This is a genomic window from Methylomonas sp. (assembly GCF_023228165.1).
GTDB lineage: Bacteria > Pseudomonadota > Gammaproteobacteria > Methylococcales > Methylomonadaceae > Methylomonas.
This window is the reverse complement of the sequence record NZ_JALOBS010000005.1, coordinates 68546-83602: the sequence shown is the minus strand read 5'-3', so window position 1 is coordinate 83602 and position 15057 is coordinate 68546. Positions and strand designations below refer to the sequence as shown.

7 protein-coding genes are annotated in these 15057 nt (G+C 51.2%); 3 read left to right on the top strand and 4 right to left on the bottom strand.

Annotated features, from left to right (window positions below; genetic code table 11):
- Both M0R33_RS05250 and M0R33_RS05245 read left to right on the top strand, forming a co-directional pair.
- Positions 1-942, top strand: coding sequence for a DUF523 and DUF1722 domain-containing protein (locus M0R33_RS05250; protein WP_292566074.1), 942 nt, complete (start codon positions 1-3; stop codon positions 940-942).
- Between the two features lie 83 nt (positions 943-1025).
- A complete protein-coding gene (locus tag M0R33_RS05245; protein WP_292566072.1) occupies positions 1026-2387 on the top strand; it encodes a hypothetical protein in 1362 nt (453 codons plus the stop codon).
- Between the two features lie 201 nt (positions 2388-2588).
- Here M0R33_RS05245 and M0R33_RS05240 read toward each other — a convergent pair whose 3' ends face one another.
- Together M0R33_RS05240 and M0R33_RS05235 are read right to left on the bottom strand one after the other, a co-directional pair.
- Positions 2589-4328 carry a flavodoxin domain-containing protein gene (locus tag M0R33_RS05240; protein WP_292566069.1) on the bottom strand — a complete coding sequence of 580 codons (1740 nt, stop codon included), beginning with the start codon at positions 4326-4328 and terminating at the stop codon, positions 2589-2591.
- A gap of 91 nt (positions 4329-4419) precedes the next feature.
- Complete coding sequence (locus tag M0R33_RS05235) at positions 4420-9903, bottom strand: glutamate synthase-related protein (RefSeq protein ID WP_292566066.1); 5484 nt, start codon at positions 9901-9903, stop codon at positions 4420-4422.
- Between the two features lie 251 nt (positions 9904-10154).
- Between M0R33_RS05235 and M0R33_RS05230 the strand changes: the two genes are divergently transcribed.
- On the top strand, positions 10155-11375 hold the full coding sequence (locus tag M0R33_RS05230; RefSeq protein ID WP_292566063.1) for a UbiH/UbiF/VisC/COQ6 family ubiquinone biosynthesis hydroxylase: 1221 nt from the start codon (positions 10155-10157) through the stop codon (positions 11373-11375).
- A 70-nt stretch (positions 11376-11445) separates the two neighbouring features.
- On the opposite strand, the gene glnD is transcribed toward M0R33_RS05230, so the two are convergent.
- Both glnD and map read right to left on the bottom strand, forming a co-directional pair.
- Positions 11446-14091 (bottom strand): [protein-PII] uridylyltransferase, encoded by a 2646-nt coding sequence (gene glnD / locus M0R33_RS05225; RefSeq protein WP_292566061.1) that lies wholly within the window; start codon positions 14089-14091, stop codon positions 11446-11448.
- Positions 14088-14852 carry a type I methionyl aminopeptidase gene (map, locus tag M0R33_RS05220; protein ID WP_292566059.1) on the bottom strand — a complete coding sequence of 255 codons (765 nt, stop codon included), beginning with the start codon at positions 14850-14852 and terminating at the stop codon, positions 14088-14090. The genes glnD and map overlap by 4 nt, the downstream gene beginning before the upstream one ends.
- Positions 14853-15057 lie beyond the last annotated feature (205 nt).

The window sequence follows — 15057 nt, the reverse complement described above, 5'->3', positions numbered from 1 at the left end:
ATGGACAGTATATTAGTAGGCATTAGCAGTTGTTTGTTGGGCAATTTAGTCCGCTACGATGGCGCGCACAAATATCACAGTTATATTGAACGCACACTTGGTCAATATTTCCAGTTCAGGGCCTTTTGTCCCGAAGTGGAAGCCGGTCTGGGTGTGCCTCGCCCGGCGGTGCAATTGCGGGAAATAGGCCCGCATATCAGGGTGGTAGGCGTTAAGGACCATAGTCTGGATGTCACGGAAGCGTTGCGGGACGTGGGAGAAAGACAGCGCGAATGGCTGATGGGTTTATGCGGTTATATTCTAAAGAAGGACTCGCCCAGTTGCGGCATGGAACGGGTCAAAGTCTATAAAAACCAGATTCCGGCCCGTAGCGGAGTGGGGGTGTTTGCCGATTATCTGCAACAACATTTTCCAACCCTACCCATTGAGGAAGAAGGCCGGTTAGGCGATCCCGGTTTACGGGAAAACTTTATCCAACGGGTCTTTGTTCGCCACCGTTGGCGGCAATTGTGCCAAAGTCCTTTAACCGTGCACGGCTTGATGCGTTTCCATAGCCGGCATAAATTGATCGCCATGAGCCATGAGCAAAATAGGGCCAGGGAATTGGGACGGTTGATTGCCGAAGCGCGGGCCGATAATATCGATGAAATTGCTCAACGGTATATTGTCGAATTAATGGCCTGCCTTAAGATTGTCGCGACCAGGGGTAACCATGTGAATGTGTTGCAACATATTCAGGGTTATTTAAAGCGCACCATCGATAGCGACGATAAGCAGGAGTTGGCGAATACTATCGAAACCTACCGTCAAGGTAGCGTGCCGTTGATTGTACCGTTGACTTTGTTGCGGCATCATTTTCGTAAACAGCCGGATGCGTTTATAGACGAGTCTTTTTACCTGACACCGCACCCCGGCGAGTTGTCGTTACTCAACGAAATATAAGCTGGTCGTTATATAATGCGCTTTTTAGCGTCGTCTTTTTTGAAGATCCGATTTTCCGAATAATTATAAAACAGGAACCTGTAATGGAAACCGTGCAAAATCTTGTGCCCTATTTTAAAGAGCTGCTGCAACAGTGGTATCAATTGACTCTGCATAACCAGGAATATGCCCTTTGTCTTGCGATTTCCGTGTGGTTGCTTACCGCCATTTTTTACAGCATTCGGATTGGATTTTTAAAAAGAGGCGCGGCTACAATCTTAAAAGCCAAACAAGAAACACAGGCCGGCTTGGATGAAGCCAAGCAACAACTTGAAGCCCTGCGGCAGCAGTTAACCGAAGCTACGGAACTCAAGCTGGCTGCCGAGCAAGCAGCGCAGGCCGAGTCGCACCGGGCTGCAAATATCGAGTTACGTTTGAACAAAAGCAATCAGCAATTAGCCGGTAGTTTGGTCAACTTGGTGGATTGTTTTGAGCTGAACCTGCATAACTTGCCGGTAGCCGATGCGGAAAATCTGTTGCCTGAATACGAAGCCGTGATTGCCCGAGTTGCCGACCGCTTCCAGAATGAGCAACAGGCCAAAACCCAGCTGCAATTAAGCATGCATGCCGAAACCGCAAAATTGGCCGAAAAGGAAATGTTGATCAGCAGTCTGGAAAATCGTTTGGACAGCCAAACCCAGCAATTAGCCAAATTGGAATTAGCCGTCGAAAAATACGAAGCGGCACAAAAACAGCTGGAACAGGACAAGCTGCAACTGGCGTTAGAGCTGCAGAATCGGCATGCGGAAGCGCTGCGTCAGCAGGCGTATGAAAAGCCGGCAGCGGCGGCCGTAGTCACTCATGCGCCTATCCACGCAGTCATTGAACAAACAGCCGAGCCGATTAAACCAACGGAAGTCGCTGAAAAACTACCTGAAACCGCACCGATTGAGTCAGAAGTTAAACCAGAGCCAGCTCTCATCACGCCAAAACCGCAAGCCGCTGCTTCAGAACCAGTTGCTGCTAGCGCAAAAGCTCCAACCGTGAAAAAAGCCAAACCGGCGGCGGGTAATAAAATGAAAGGTCTGTTTGGCAGAGCCATGGACAAAATCAGCAAAATGGATGAAAAACTGGGCAGCCCGAGCAAAGTCACTACAGAGCCGGAACCTGAAAAAACCGACGTCTTGGAGCCGCGGGCCGCCGCCGAGGTCGTGGAAAAAACCGAAACCGTTGAACCCGCTAAAAAGATTCAACAAGATAAAGGTATAAACGATAAATTATCCGGCTTGTTTGGCGGTTTTAAAAAATCCGCGCCAACTAAGGCTGAAAAAGTAGAAACCGAGCAAGCACCGACCGCAGCCGTTGTGCAAGAAACCAACGACGACGCCGAAAAATCGGCCGGCAAGGAAAAAAAAGTCGCTTCGGGGTTGAGCGGGTTGTTTGGTAGATTCAAAACCAAAAAATGACGCTGCGGCGTTGGCTACAGGACCGAACGGCGAGCGTTCGCCGGGATAGCCGGTTTTTCGTCCTCAATTGATATGCTTAAACGAAAACCATGATAATTGCCGCAGACTCTGATCGATCCCTATAAGGTTTGTATGCAAAAAAGCCCTCGCATCCTTTCGGTGCGCGGGCTTTTTGTTCAAGCGGTTTAGCGATGTCGGAATTTAATAAACATCTCTGACATAACGTTTGTCTTTTTTCAGCTGATTGACGTAGTCGACGGCTTCGGTGACTGTTTTGTTGCCGTGTATGCGGACTACATCGTGCAAGGCTTGATCGACATCTTTGGCCATGCGATATGCGTCGCCGCAGACGAAGAAGTACCCGCCTTGTTCCAGCCAAGCATATAATTCCGCGCCGTTTTCCAACATGCGGTCTTGCACGTAAATTTTTTCCGCTTGGTCGCGGGAAAAGGCCAAATCCAATTTGGTCAGCAGGCCGCTGGCTTGCATGGCTAAAATTTCTTCCCGATATATAAAGTCGGTAGCGGCGTTACGGTCGCCGAAGAACAACCAGTTTTTGCCGGCGGCGTTGCGGAATTCGCGTTCCTGCAGGAAGGCACGGAACGGCGCAATACCGGTGCCGGGACCGACCATGATCATCGGCAGGCTGTCGTCGTTGGGTACCCGGAAATTGTGATTGGGGGTGAAGAAAATCTTTACTTCACCGTCAGCGCCGGCCAAATCCGCCAGATAGGTCGAGCATACGCCTTTATGCTGACGGCCATGGGCTTGGTAACGGACGCTGGCTATGGTCAAATGCACACTATCCGGATATTTTTTGCCGCTGGACGAGATCGAGTAGGCGCGGTGCTGCAAGGGTTTGAGCAAGCGCAAAAACTCGGCAGCGGAAAATTCGACGCCGGGAAATTGCAATAGCAAGTCCAGGGTATCGCGTCCCCACAAATAATCATTCAGTTTGTCTTTGTCGCCCGCGCTCAGTAAGGCGTTTAGATCGTGATCGCCCGAGCGCTTGGCGATTTCTTCAAGTAACTCTTTACTGGGCAGCTTGATTTCAAAATGCGTGCGCAAGGCTTCCGAGAGTTTCATCAATTCGCCGTTGACCGGCTCTTCTTCGGTTCCGCTGCAGCCCAAGGCCTTTAACATGTCGGCGACCAGCTCCGGACAGTTGGTGGGGATCACGCACATGGCATCCCCAGCTTCATAACTCAGCCCGGAACCGGCTATGGAGATTTCGAAATGACGGGTTTCCTTGGATGAATCCAGTGCCGTAACAATGCGGTTGACGCTCAGTTTGGCCGGGAACGGATTTTTCCGGTTGTAAGCCGATTTTGCGGCGTGGGTTTCCGTATCGACCACTGCTACGGTAGCAGCGCCTTCCGCCATCAACGGAATCACTTCGCTGAGCCATTTTTCCGCCGGCGTTTCGAAATCGACATCGCAATCGACTCGCTCGAACAGGCGTTTGCCGCCTAATTCTTCCAAGCGGTTATCCCAGTCTATGCCGGCCTGGCAGAACAGATCGTAGCTGGTATCGCCCAAGGCCAGCACCGCATATTTAAGATTTTCCAGGCGTGGAGCGTCGTCACTGCTGGCGGCTTCCCAAAGCATTTCGGCATTATCCGGCATAGCGCCCTCGCCGTAAGTACTGGTGATGATCAGCAAATATTCCATATTAGCCAATTGGCTAAGTTCCACTTCGTCCATGCTTTTTACGACGGGTTGTAGTCCGTGGCTTTTGGCGCTGGCCGCGGCATCGTTGGCCAGAGATTCGGAATTGCCGGTCTGGCTGCCGTAGAGAACATGCAGGATACGGGCATCGGTCTGATTAATGCTGCTGGCGCTATGCAGCATATGGCTGTGCATGCCGGCAAAAAATCCGCTCAGCCAGGCGCGTTGATTATCACTGTAAGGGGCGTTTAATGGGATAAAAGGTGCTTTCATTTATTTACCAATTTTGAGCCGATTCTGTTCGGATCGATCAATATTTAATTTAACGTAGGCGGGGTTGAATCCCGCCTACCTAATCAGTCTATTAGGCTGTTTCGTTCTCCAGCATGTCCTTGACTATGGCCATACTTTCCAGGCTGGCAAGGTTTTTATCGATGGACGGTAAACCGGCCAGAGCCTGGCGGTTGAGATTATCCTGTTCGATGATCCAGGCAGTAGAGCCGATGGAAAAGATACTTTGCACGTCGCGCAGCATCAGGGTGGTTTTGTAGTCGTTCAAACGTTTTTCCGCCATCAGGGTCGCCAGCTGTCCATCGTCGTATTGACTATATGCTTCGCGGATGTTTTTGATTAAGGCATCCTGCAGTTTACGCGGTCTGTCCATCACCAAAATGCGGGCATGTTTGTCGATCAGGGCTTCAGTCAGCGGTTGACCGGCCTTGTTCAGTTGATCCTTGGCAATTTGCTGCGCCTTGTCGATAACGGCATAGCTGTTGATCAGCTTTAGGGTCAATTCGTTGTCGACGTTGCCATAGCCGGGGATGGCGCCGTTAAATAACGTGGCGTTGTTTTTATAAGCCTGTTTGATCAGCTCGATTTGTTTCTGTGCGTAAGCCACTGACAATTCCTCGATCATGGCTTTGCGGTCCATGGATTGGCTGAGGAATTCCGCTGTTTGAGTTCTGTTCAACCACAACGGCAGTGCGAATTTAAAATGCTGGCGCTCTTCCGGCCAGTTACCCAAAATGGCCTTGGCTTTTTTCGAGCCGGTGTGTTCGATGTGTTGCTCCAGCATGTACAGAATGAATTGTTCATGGCTGGCGGCTGCATCGCTACCATCGGCGAGGCTGTGAATACTGACGGAGGTTTTGTCGTACAAGTCCTGCAAGCGGTTTTCCGGGTCGTACTGGTAGGCATTGCCGCCGGACATGCCGGTGCAGAAGCCTTTACCGAAGCCGCCCAGATTCAAAACCGCGCCGTTGATCATATATTCGCAACCGAAGTCGCCGACGCCTTCCACCACAGCCATGGCGCCGGAGTTGCGCACCGCAAAGCGGTCGCCGGCCTCGCCATTGATAAACGTTCTGCCGCCGGAAGCACCGAACAGAGCGAAGTTGCCGATCAGTACGTTTTCGCCGGGTTTATCCGAGCCGCCGCCTGGCGATTTGATGACGATAGTGCCGCCGCAAGCGGTTTTACCCACGCCGTCGTTACAGGTGCCGGTGTGTTCCATGCGCATGCCGTCGTTGTTGAACGCCGCATAACTTTGCCCCGCCGAGCCGTGGGTACGGACGATGATGGTGTCATCGGCCAGATAGCGGCGGCCATGCTGGTTAGTATAGATAATTTTTGACGCGGCGAGTTGGTCGGCACTCAGTCCATATTGCAACAAACGCTCAATGTCGATAGCGGTTTGCCCGCCTACCGTTTTGTTGCGGTTGTTCAGCTTGAACTCGTCTCCTTCAACGATTACCTGCTTTTGACCTTGTTCGAATAGGGCCGTTTTGACTTGGGCAAAAATTTTGTCGTCGATGGTAAAATCTTTTTCCAGATAAATCGGTTTTTCAATTTTAATTTCCTGGATTTCCGCCAGTAGTTTATGTAAGTGAATTTGACCGACCATGCTGGAGTGGTTGATTAAATGCAGCAATTCAGTTTGACCGCGAATGTCCCGCAAACTGGCGTAACCGAGGTTGGCCAAAATTTCGCGTACTTCTTGGGCCAGGTTCATGAAAAACTGCGCCAGTACCCGCGGATCGCCTTTGAATTCTTCATGGGCGGTGGTCAAGCCGGCTGGGCAGCGGATGTTGCAGTTTTTCGCCATCACGCAGCGCAGCATCATCAGCGCTGTGGTGCCGAATTCGAAGGAGTCGCCGCCGAGTATGGCGGATTTGACCACGTCGACACCGTTCTGGTGCGCGGCACTACAGCGTAATACGATTTTTTCACGCAAACCGTTTGCCGCTAATGCCTGGTGTACCTCGGCGATGCCGATTTCGGGTGAACGGCCGGTGTTTTTCAAACTGGTTACCGCGGCCGCGCCGGTACCACCGGTGTTGCCGGCCACGTTAATCACATCGGCACCGGCTTTGGCCACGCCGACGGCGATGGTGCCTATGCCTTCGGAAGAGACCAGTTTGACAACCACTTTGACCCGGGCAGCCTTGGCGTCGTGTATTAATTGACCCAAATCTTCGATCGAATAGGTGTCGTGATGCGGCGGAGGGCTGACCAGTTCTACTTTGGGGGTACCGCCGCGCAAGGCGGCGATTTCCACCGATACCTTGGGTGCGGGTAATTGGCCGCCTTCGCCGGGTTTTGCGCCTTGGCCGATTTTGATCTCGATTTCTTCAATGGTCGGATCGGCCAGATAGCCAGCCCAGACCCCGAAACGTCCGGAGGCGAACTGTTTGATTTTACTGGAGCGTAGCGTACCAAAACGGCTGGAATGCTCACCGCCTTCGCCGGAGTTGCTTTTCGCGCCGGCAATGTTGGTGCCTTGCGCCACGGCTTCATGTGCTTCCGCTAATAAAGCCCCGTGGCTCATTGCACCGGAGGCAAAGGTGGAGGTGATTTCGTGCGCAGGTTGCACCTTGTCCAGGGTAATAGCGCTGCGGGCCGTGCGCAGGTTGTTCAGATAGTGGTAAACGACGCTATCGCTATCGTTGACGCGCAGACTGATGCTGGTATTTTCTACGGTTAAACCGAAATCGTAACCGGCAAAGCGTGCTTTGAAATGCTCGGCCAATTGTTCCAGGCGGGCTTTGCGGTTGTCGTTGGTCAGGCTTAGCGTAAAAACAACGCCATTGCTTTTCTCGGCGTTTAAGCCGCGAATCACAAAATTGTTGTTACCGATTAAATTCTGGCTGCCCAGCAGACGGTCAAAATCGGCTTTGCTGTTGGCGGCGGTAATATCGATCGGGAAGTCCATTACATCACGTAGCGCGGCCGGGCGGTTGGCCCGCTCCTGGGCCAGATTGCGGCTAAAGCTGCGGTAAGCCGGGGTAATGCCGAACGCGTCGATTTGTTCGGGGGTGCGTTTTTCGTAACCGAAGTCCAAATAAGCCGTGTCGCTGGCTTCGGCGGCTTGCTCCCGCGGAATGTACAAAATGGGCTCATCGGTCATGTTGATATATTCGCGTACCGCAGTGTTGCCAAAGGTATGGCCGGCGCCTTCCTGACGCTCTTTGAACAACCCCAGGAACGGAATATCGTTTTCGTCTTCGACGGACAAGGCTTTGTGGTGCCATTCGGTGGCGCTGGCGGCAATGTCCGAATAGCGGACGCCGCCCACTGAAGCATTGATGTTGGGAAAATAGGCTTGTAGTTTTGGTTCTTCTGTATCCAGATAGTTGGATTCGAAGAACTCGCCGCCGATATAACTTTCCGCTGTACACAGGCCGAATTTGCCCATGGTTTTCATCAGCGATTTTTCCACGCCTTTTTGGAAGTTATTTAAGGCTTTTTGTCGGCTGGCGGGGTCGCTGTATTCGGTCATCACCCGGTTATGAATACTCAGTGGGCAGATCGCGGAAGCGCCGAAACCCAGTATAGTGGCGACATCGTGCGGGCTGGCGGCTTGGCCGGTTTCCATAATCAGTGAAGAATTAAAGCGTAAGCCGTGTTTCACCATATGCTGGTTGGCGGCGGCGACCATCAGCAGCGCAGGTATGGCTGCTTTGGTTTTGCTGATGTTGGCGTCGCTCAAAATGATAATACCGGTATTACCGCGCGCGGCCAGTTCGACTTGTTCGCATACATTTTCAAGCGCCAGTTCAATGGCTTTCTCGTTTTGCACGGCATCGTCAAAGTCCGGCGTGTACAGCATGTCTAGTGTGACGGTTTTGACTTGGACTTGCCTGCGTATCTGTTCCAGTTGGGTGCGCTGCAGGATTGGCGATTCGATCATCAATTGCTTGCTGTGGCTGGGTGCGAAGGTCGGTTTGGCGCCCAAGGCTACCCGCAAGGTCATGCCGTCGCTTTCGCGCAGCGAATCCAAAGGCGGATTGGTTACTTGCGCAAAGCGTTGGCTGAAGTAGCGGGACATGCCGCCTTCCGCCGCGCTCAATGCATTTGGCGCCAAACCGTAGCCCATGGCGGAAACTTTTTCCAAGCCGGTTTGCAGAATGGGGTCCAGTAAAAACTTAAAACTTTCCTGGTTCAAGGAATAGGCGGTGTGGCGCTGATCGATATTCAGTTCGTGATCGTTGCCGATCTCGGCAAGCTCGACCTTGGGTAGATCGTTCAGGTGCAGGCTGCGCTCGGCCAGCATGGCTTTGTAGTCATGTTCCTTGGCCAGGCGCTCCAAAACCTGAAGGCTATTGTAGGATTGGCCGGTGCCGTGATCGAAATACAACATGCCGCCGGCTTCGATACGGCCGCGGTATAAAACGTCTTCCGGTGGAAAGTCTATTTGGCCGGCTTCCGACATGACGGCCAGATATTCGGTGGTTTCCACCGAGCGTAAAGGACGTAAACCCAGACGATCCAGACGGGCGCCGACCCGGATGCCGTCATTGAAAATTAACGCGGCCGGACCATCATTTTTTTCTTCGTATAGGCTGAAGAACGCCAGCATTGCCCGCACATCGTCAGACAAGGTCGGGTCGTTTTCCCAAGCCGGCGGCATCATGGCCAAAATAGCGGTTACGATGTCCAATTCGTCTTCGTTGATGCGGCGGGTCAGGGTTTGGTCTAGTCGGCCGGAGTCGGATTGTCCGCATGGGAAAACCACATGTTTATTGTTTTGGCGGGCAATGGCGTTTTCGCTGAGACGGTTTTTCTTGTCCGTGTTTAACTCGCCGTTGTGTGCCATGTAACGGAATGGCTGAGCCATCATGGTGGCCGGCGCGGTATTGGTGGAAAAACGGGTATGGAAAAACAGCGTGCAAATTTCGTGGTCTGTATCGTACAGATCGATGAAATAAGGGATTACCTCAAAGGAGTTTAAGCGGCCTTTATAGACTTGCGTGCGAGAACTCATGGACAGCGGGTAAAAGCCTTGCAATTCAGGGCGGCTAAAACCATCCGCTTCAATCGTCAGTAAAGCTTTTTGGATGTGGCGCTCAAATTCGTGGTGGCTGGCATTTTTTAAAGCGGCGGGACGGCCGAAAATCAGCTGTTTAATCGGTAATTGCGCTTTGACGGCGGCTGCATTTAACACTGATTTGTCTACCGGTACCTCGCGCCATTTTATGACCGGCAGGTCGAATTCTTTCAGGTGATCTTCCACTAACTGCGTTGCGGTGGAGTCGTAATGGGCATGATCTTCCGGGAAAAAGAAATTGGCCACGCCAAATTGGCCTAATTCTAAATTGTCGATACCGGTAATTTTTCGGAAAAACTTTAAAGACAGGTCAATGTTTACGCCCGCGCCGTCACCGATACCTTCGGCACTCATGCCGCCGCGATGCGGAATGGTGCACAAGGCTTCGTGCGACTTGACCAGAAGAGCGTGCGTCTGTTTGCTGTCTTTGCGAGTGATAAAACCTACACCGCAGCTGTCCTGAGATAAATCGGCGTCGTAAAGCATATGTGTTGCGTTGTTTTTCTGGGCGTTATTGATCATTGCTATCCAGATCCTGTCTTGCTGGTTAATTGCGTTGCCAGGTAATTACCTTATAGCAAACGCTGTTTATGGTTTTTCTCTCTGCCGCGTGTTAGAGTCGTCGAAAGCGGCAACAAGCTTGCGAGGTTGTTCTAAATTTCAGTTAGTGAAACTTTCCAATCATAACACGCAGCGGCTTTCCTGTCATTTCGCGAGCCGTGTAAATACTGGCTAGGTTGTCAGGCTAATGTTTTAATACTCTGTGACAAAATATGAAACCAAAATTTGATGTGTTGATAGTTGGCGGCGGCATGGTCGGCGCCGCGGTTGCGTGTTGCCTGGGCGGCAGTGGCCTTAAAGTGGCGATTATCGAGGCCCAAGTACCAGACGCGTTTTCGCCCGATCAACCGCATGATTTGCGGGTTTCGGCATTGAGTATCGCTTCACGTAATATTCTGGATATGGTTGGCGCCTGGCAAGGCATCACCTCGAGGCGTTATTGTCCATTCAAGCGTATGCGGGTTTGGGAAACTGCCGGCGACACTACCTTTAACAGCGACGATGTGCGAGCCCCCGAGTTGGGGTACATCGTCGAAAACAGAATTACCCAATTGGCACTGCTGGAACGTCTGGCGGATTTTAGCAATGTCACGCTGTTAATGCCTCAGTCGATTAGTAAAATTCACTATGACGGTCGGGAAAGCGAAGTGGTGCTGGCGGATGGGCAGGTATTACAGACCCGGTTGCTGGTGGCTGCCGATGGCGGTCAGTCCCGTGCGAGGCAGGCGGTAGGGTTAGGCGTGACGAGGCGGGATTATAACCAGCACGCACTGGTTATTTATGTGGAAACCGCTTATCCACAGCAGGATATTACCTGGCAACGTTTTGTGCCGAGCGGCCCGCAAGCGTTTTTACCTTTGACTGGAAATTATGGCTCGATCGTATGGTACCAGTCCCCCGATGAGGTTCGGCGTTTAAAGGCTTTACCTTATGATCGGCTCAAAGACGAGTTGCTGGCGGCTTTTCCCGACTGTTTGGGGCAAATAAATCACGTGCTGGGCGTGGCGAGTTTTCCGTTGAAGCGTCAGCATGCCCAAAGCTATATAAAACAGGGGGTGGCGCTGGTGGGTGACGCGGCGCATATGATCAATCCGTTGGCGGGGCAGGGTGTCAATATCGGCCTGCTGGACGCTGCCGCTTTGGCGGAAGTATTGGTTGATGCGCATAGACGAGGTAAGGATATTGCCGAGGTTTCGGTTTTAAAGCGCTATGAAGCCATGCGGCGCAATGAAAATTTGAAAATGATGACGGTAATGGATGTGTTTTATCAGTCGTTTAGCAATAATATTTTACCGGTCAAATTCATTAGAAACCTGGGGCTGGGCTTGGCGCAACGCCTGGCTCCGGTCAGAAACAAGGTCATGAAGGCGGCCATGGGATTGGAAGGGCGATTGCCAAAGCTGGCGAGAGGACAAGGTCTGGATACGCACTGAAAACCTTCGTTCTGCGAAATATTCAGGATGAAGGTTTGTTATTTTTTGGGGTAAAGCCAACGGATATGCATTAATTTTTGTCGGCCAAGTAACGTAGAATCGTTGCGCTGATTCTGGCTTTTTCTTGCGGATCCAGAATAGGTTGGCCATTTTGATCCGTGACATAAAACATGTCTTCCGCCCGGCTGCCGATGGTGGTGATTTTGGCGTCGTGCAGTTGTATGTTCAGCTCCGTGAAGGCTTTGCCTATGGTGGATAGCAGGCCGGCGTAGTCGGTGGTAATCAGTTCGATAGTGGTGTGTTTGCTGTGCGGATTGTCCAAAAGGGTCGCGCTGGTTTCGATTGGAAAGTGGCGGGCCTGCCTGGATTGTTTGTGAATATTTTTCGACAGGCTGACTTTTTTGTTAATCAAGCCCTGCCGTAAGGTATCGCAGATATGGATTTCCCGATACAAATCGTTGATCGCTTCCCCCGATTGTTCCAAAACCTGAAAGCTGTTTAAAACGTATTGATCTTCGGTGGTGATGATGCGGGCATCTAGAATCGTCAAGCCCAAGTGATCCAGTGTCCCGGTGCAAATGGAAAATATCTGAGCTTTATTGCGAGTGTAGACAAAAATTTCGGCGCTGCCGCGTTGGGTTTGTGGGCGCAGCAAGACCAAGGGTAATTCTTCTTCTGTCGAAGCTGCAATGGCAATGGTGTGCCAGGCAATTTCGTCGGCGGAATAGCGTAAAAAGTAATCGCCGCTTAAATGTTGCCAGGATGTTGAAATAGCGCGTTTGCTTATGCCGAGTTTGATCAGTTCGCGGTGTGCCTCTTTCTGGGTTTCCTTGATGCGTTCGGAATGGGCGACCGGGTTTTGCAGTCCGCGATGCAGTGCGCGATGCGTGGCGATATAAAGTTCTTTTAATAGTGCATCTTTCCAGGTATTCCATAAGCTGGGATTGGTGGCCCTTATGTCGGCGACGGTCAATAAATACAGATAATTCAGGTACTCGATGCTACCCACTTGCGAGGCGAAGTTGTGAATGACGTCAGGGTCGCTTATATCCTTGCGTTGCGCCGTCATCGACATCAACAAATGGTTGCGAACCAGCCAGGTAATCAACTTGCTGTCCTGTCTGGATAGGCTGTGTTGCTTGCAGAAATCTAGGGCAATTTTCTCGCCCAGCGAAGAGTGGTCACCGCCGCGGCCTTTGGCAATGTCATGAAACAGGGCGGCGATATACAAGACATCGGGCTTAGGTGTGAGCAGAAAAATATTGTTGCAAAACGGCAGTTCCTTGCTGTGCTTGTTCAATGCAAAGCGTCTGAGATTTCTAATCACAAACAGCGTATGTTCATCCACGGTATAGATGTGAAATAAATCGTACTGCATGCGGGCGACGATGTTGGCAAAATCCGGTAAATACGCCGCCAGAACGCCGTAGCGGTTCATGCGTTTGAGCTGGTGGGTGATGCCGCGGGGTTGTCTGAGTATTTCGATAAATAGCCGGTTGGCTTGCTTGTTGCGGCGAAAGTCTTCGTCGATCAAACTCAGACTTTTGCGAATAAGTCTGATGGTGCTGGCGCGAATGCCTTTTAGCGAGGGTGATTGCTGAAGCAGCAGGAAAATTTCCAGTAGCGCCAAAGGATGATTTTGAAACACATCTTCGTGGCTGACTTCCAGGTAGCCGGCAATGGATGAAAAGTTGGCTGTAATCGGGCTCGGGGTGAGGGTTTCGTGATTATTAATCAGGCGTTCGTTCAACAATTGCAGCAGCATTTCGTTAAGTCGCTCAATATCCACGACTGTTTTAAAGAAAAACTGCATAAACTGTTCGACATCTGGATTGCCGTCTTCGTCGGTATGGCCAAACAAGTCGGCCATTTCGCGTTGATGGTCGAATAATAACCGGTCTTCGCAGCGGCTGGTCAGACAGTGTAGGGCAAAGCGCAGTCGCCAGAGTATGTCGCGGGCGGCTACCAGACTGTCGTATTCCGAGCGGGGCAGAAAGCCGTACCTAATTAGTTCGCGCAGGGAGTGTGCGTTGTAATGATGCTTGAAAACCCAGCTGATGACTTGTATATCTCTAAGCCCGCCCGGTCCTTCCTTAATGTTGGGCTCCAGATTGTAAGCGGTGTCATGGAATTTGCTATAGCGCTGCTCTTGTTCGCTCATTTTGGCCAGGAAAAACCGCTCCGAAGACCAAAGCTGGGTGTTGATGATTTGTTTGGAAAGTGCTTCGAATAAATCTGCATTGCCGTTGACCAGACGCATTTCCAGCAGGCTGGTGAAAATGGTTTGGTCCTGTAGGGCGAAGGCTACGCATTCGCTGGTAAAACAGGTTCTGAGGCCGGGCTTCAGGCCGATATCCCAAAGAAAGTTACTGAAAGCGGACAGGCCGTTTTGGGTTTTATCGCTAAACTCCTGATTTAAAACAATCAGGATGTCGATGTCGGAATAGGGAAACAACTCGCTGCGACCATAGCCGCCCGTGGCGATTAAAGCCTGATGATCGGCTTCATCAGCCAAAAAATGCGTCCAGCAGGCGGATAGAAGGTTATCGATAAAGCCGGCGTTTTCGCTGAGCAGGTCCGTCGGCGATTGGGCGGGATTAAAACGAAGCTTTAGTTGTTCGTTTTCGCTGGCAATGGCATTTTTAAAGGCCGCGATAGGTTGAGGATCTTCAAAGCTTTTGGCGAAATACGCTTCGGTAAATATAGAGTCGGTCACCGTTCTTCCTGGCGCAAGGTCAATATTTCGTAACCGGAATCGGTTACCAGAATTGTGTGTTCCCATTGGGCGGATAGGCTGCGGTCCTTGGTGACGGCGGTCCAGCCATCGGAAAGAATTTTCATGTGCCGTTTACCGATATTGATCATGGGCTCGATAGTGAAAATCATCCCCGGCTCAATCACTGCCCCGTCACCGCGTTTGCCAAAATGCATGACATGTGGGTCTTCGTGAAATTTTTTACCGATGCCGTGGCCGCAAAATTCCCGAACCACCGTGTAGCGGTTGCTTTCGGCGTGTTGTTGAATGGCATGGCCGATATCGCCGAAATGGGCGCCGGGTTTGACCTGCTCTATGCCCAGAAACATGCATTGGCGGGTAATTTCAACCAGACGTTTGGCGTGTGGGCTGACATCGCCAACGCAAAACATTTTGCTGGTGTCACCGTGGTAGCCGTCTTTGATAACGGTAATATCAACATTGACAATATCGCCGCTTTTGAGTTTTTTATCGCTGGGGATGCCGTGGCAAATTTGATGGTTAATCGACGTGCAGATCGATTTGGGGAAGCCCCGATAGTTGAGCGGGGCGGGGATGGCTTGTTGTTCGTTAACGATGAAATCGTGACAAATCCGGTCGAGCTCGTCAGTCGTGACGCCTACGATCACATACGGGGCAATCATTTCTAATACATCGGCGGCAAGTTTGCCTGCAATGCGCATTTTTTCAATTTCGTCAGCTGTTTTTATAGCAATGCTCATCAGGGTATTTGGGGTAAATTATGAAAACGAGGTGGCTAATATAGAGGGTGTTGCTATCTTGGTTTAATGACAGTCTATCAGACTTGGTATTGTTGTGAAATTGTAATCATGGTATAAAGTGAAGTTCACTATGTTTAATACTCACGTCTGTCGACACGATTGATGGGGTGCCGGTTGCAGTGGAAACACGGTAATCGGTCATCAG

What these genes read in the sequence shown, in the direction of transcription:
- M0R33_RS05245 (WP_292566072.1), top strand. Translation starts at nt 1,026, where the DNA reads ATGGAAACCGTGCAAAATCTTGTGCCCTATTTTAAAGAGCTGCTGCAA.
- M0R33_RS05250 (WP_292566074.1), top strand. Translation starts at nt 1, where the DNA reads ATGGACAGTATATTAGTAGGCATTAGCAGTTGTTTGTTGGGCAATTTA.
- map (WP_292566059.1), bottom strand. Translation starts at nt 14,852, where the DNA reads ATGAGCATTGCTATAAAAACAGCTGACGAAATTGAAAAAATGCGCATT.
- M0R33_RS05240 (WP_292566069.1), bottom strand. Translation starts at nt 4,328, where the DNA reads ATGAAAGCACCTTTTATCCCATTAAACGCCCCTTACAGTGATAATCAA.
- M0R33_RS05230 (WP_292566063.1), top strand. Translation starts at nt 10,155, where the DNA reads ATGAAACCAAAATTTGATGTGTTGATAGTTGGCGGCGGCATGGTCGGC.
- M0R33_RS05235 (WP_292566066.1), bottom strand. Translation starts at nt 9,903, where the DNA reads ATGATCAATAACGCCCAGAAAAACAACGCAACACATATGCTTTACGAC.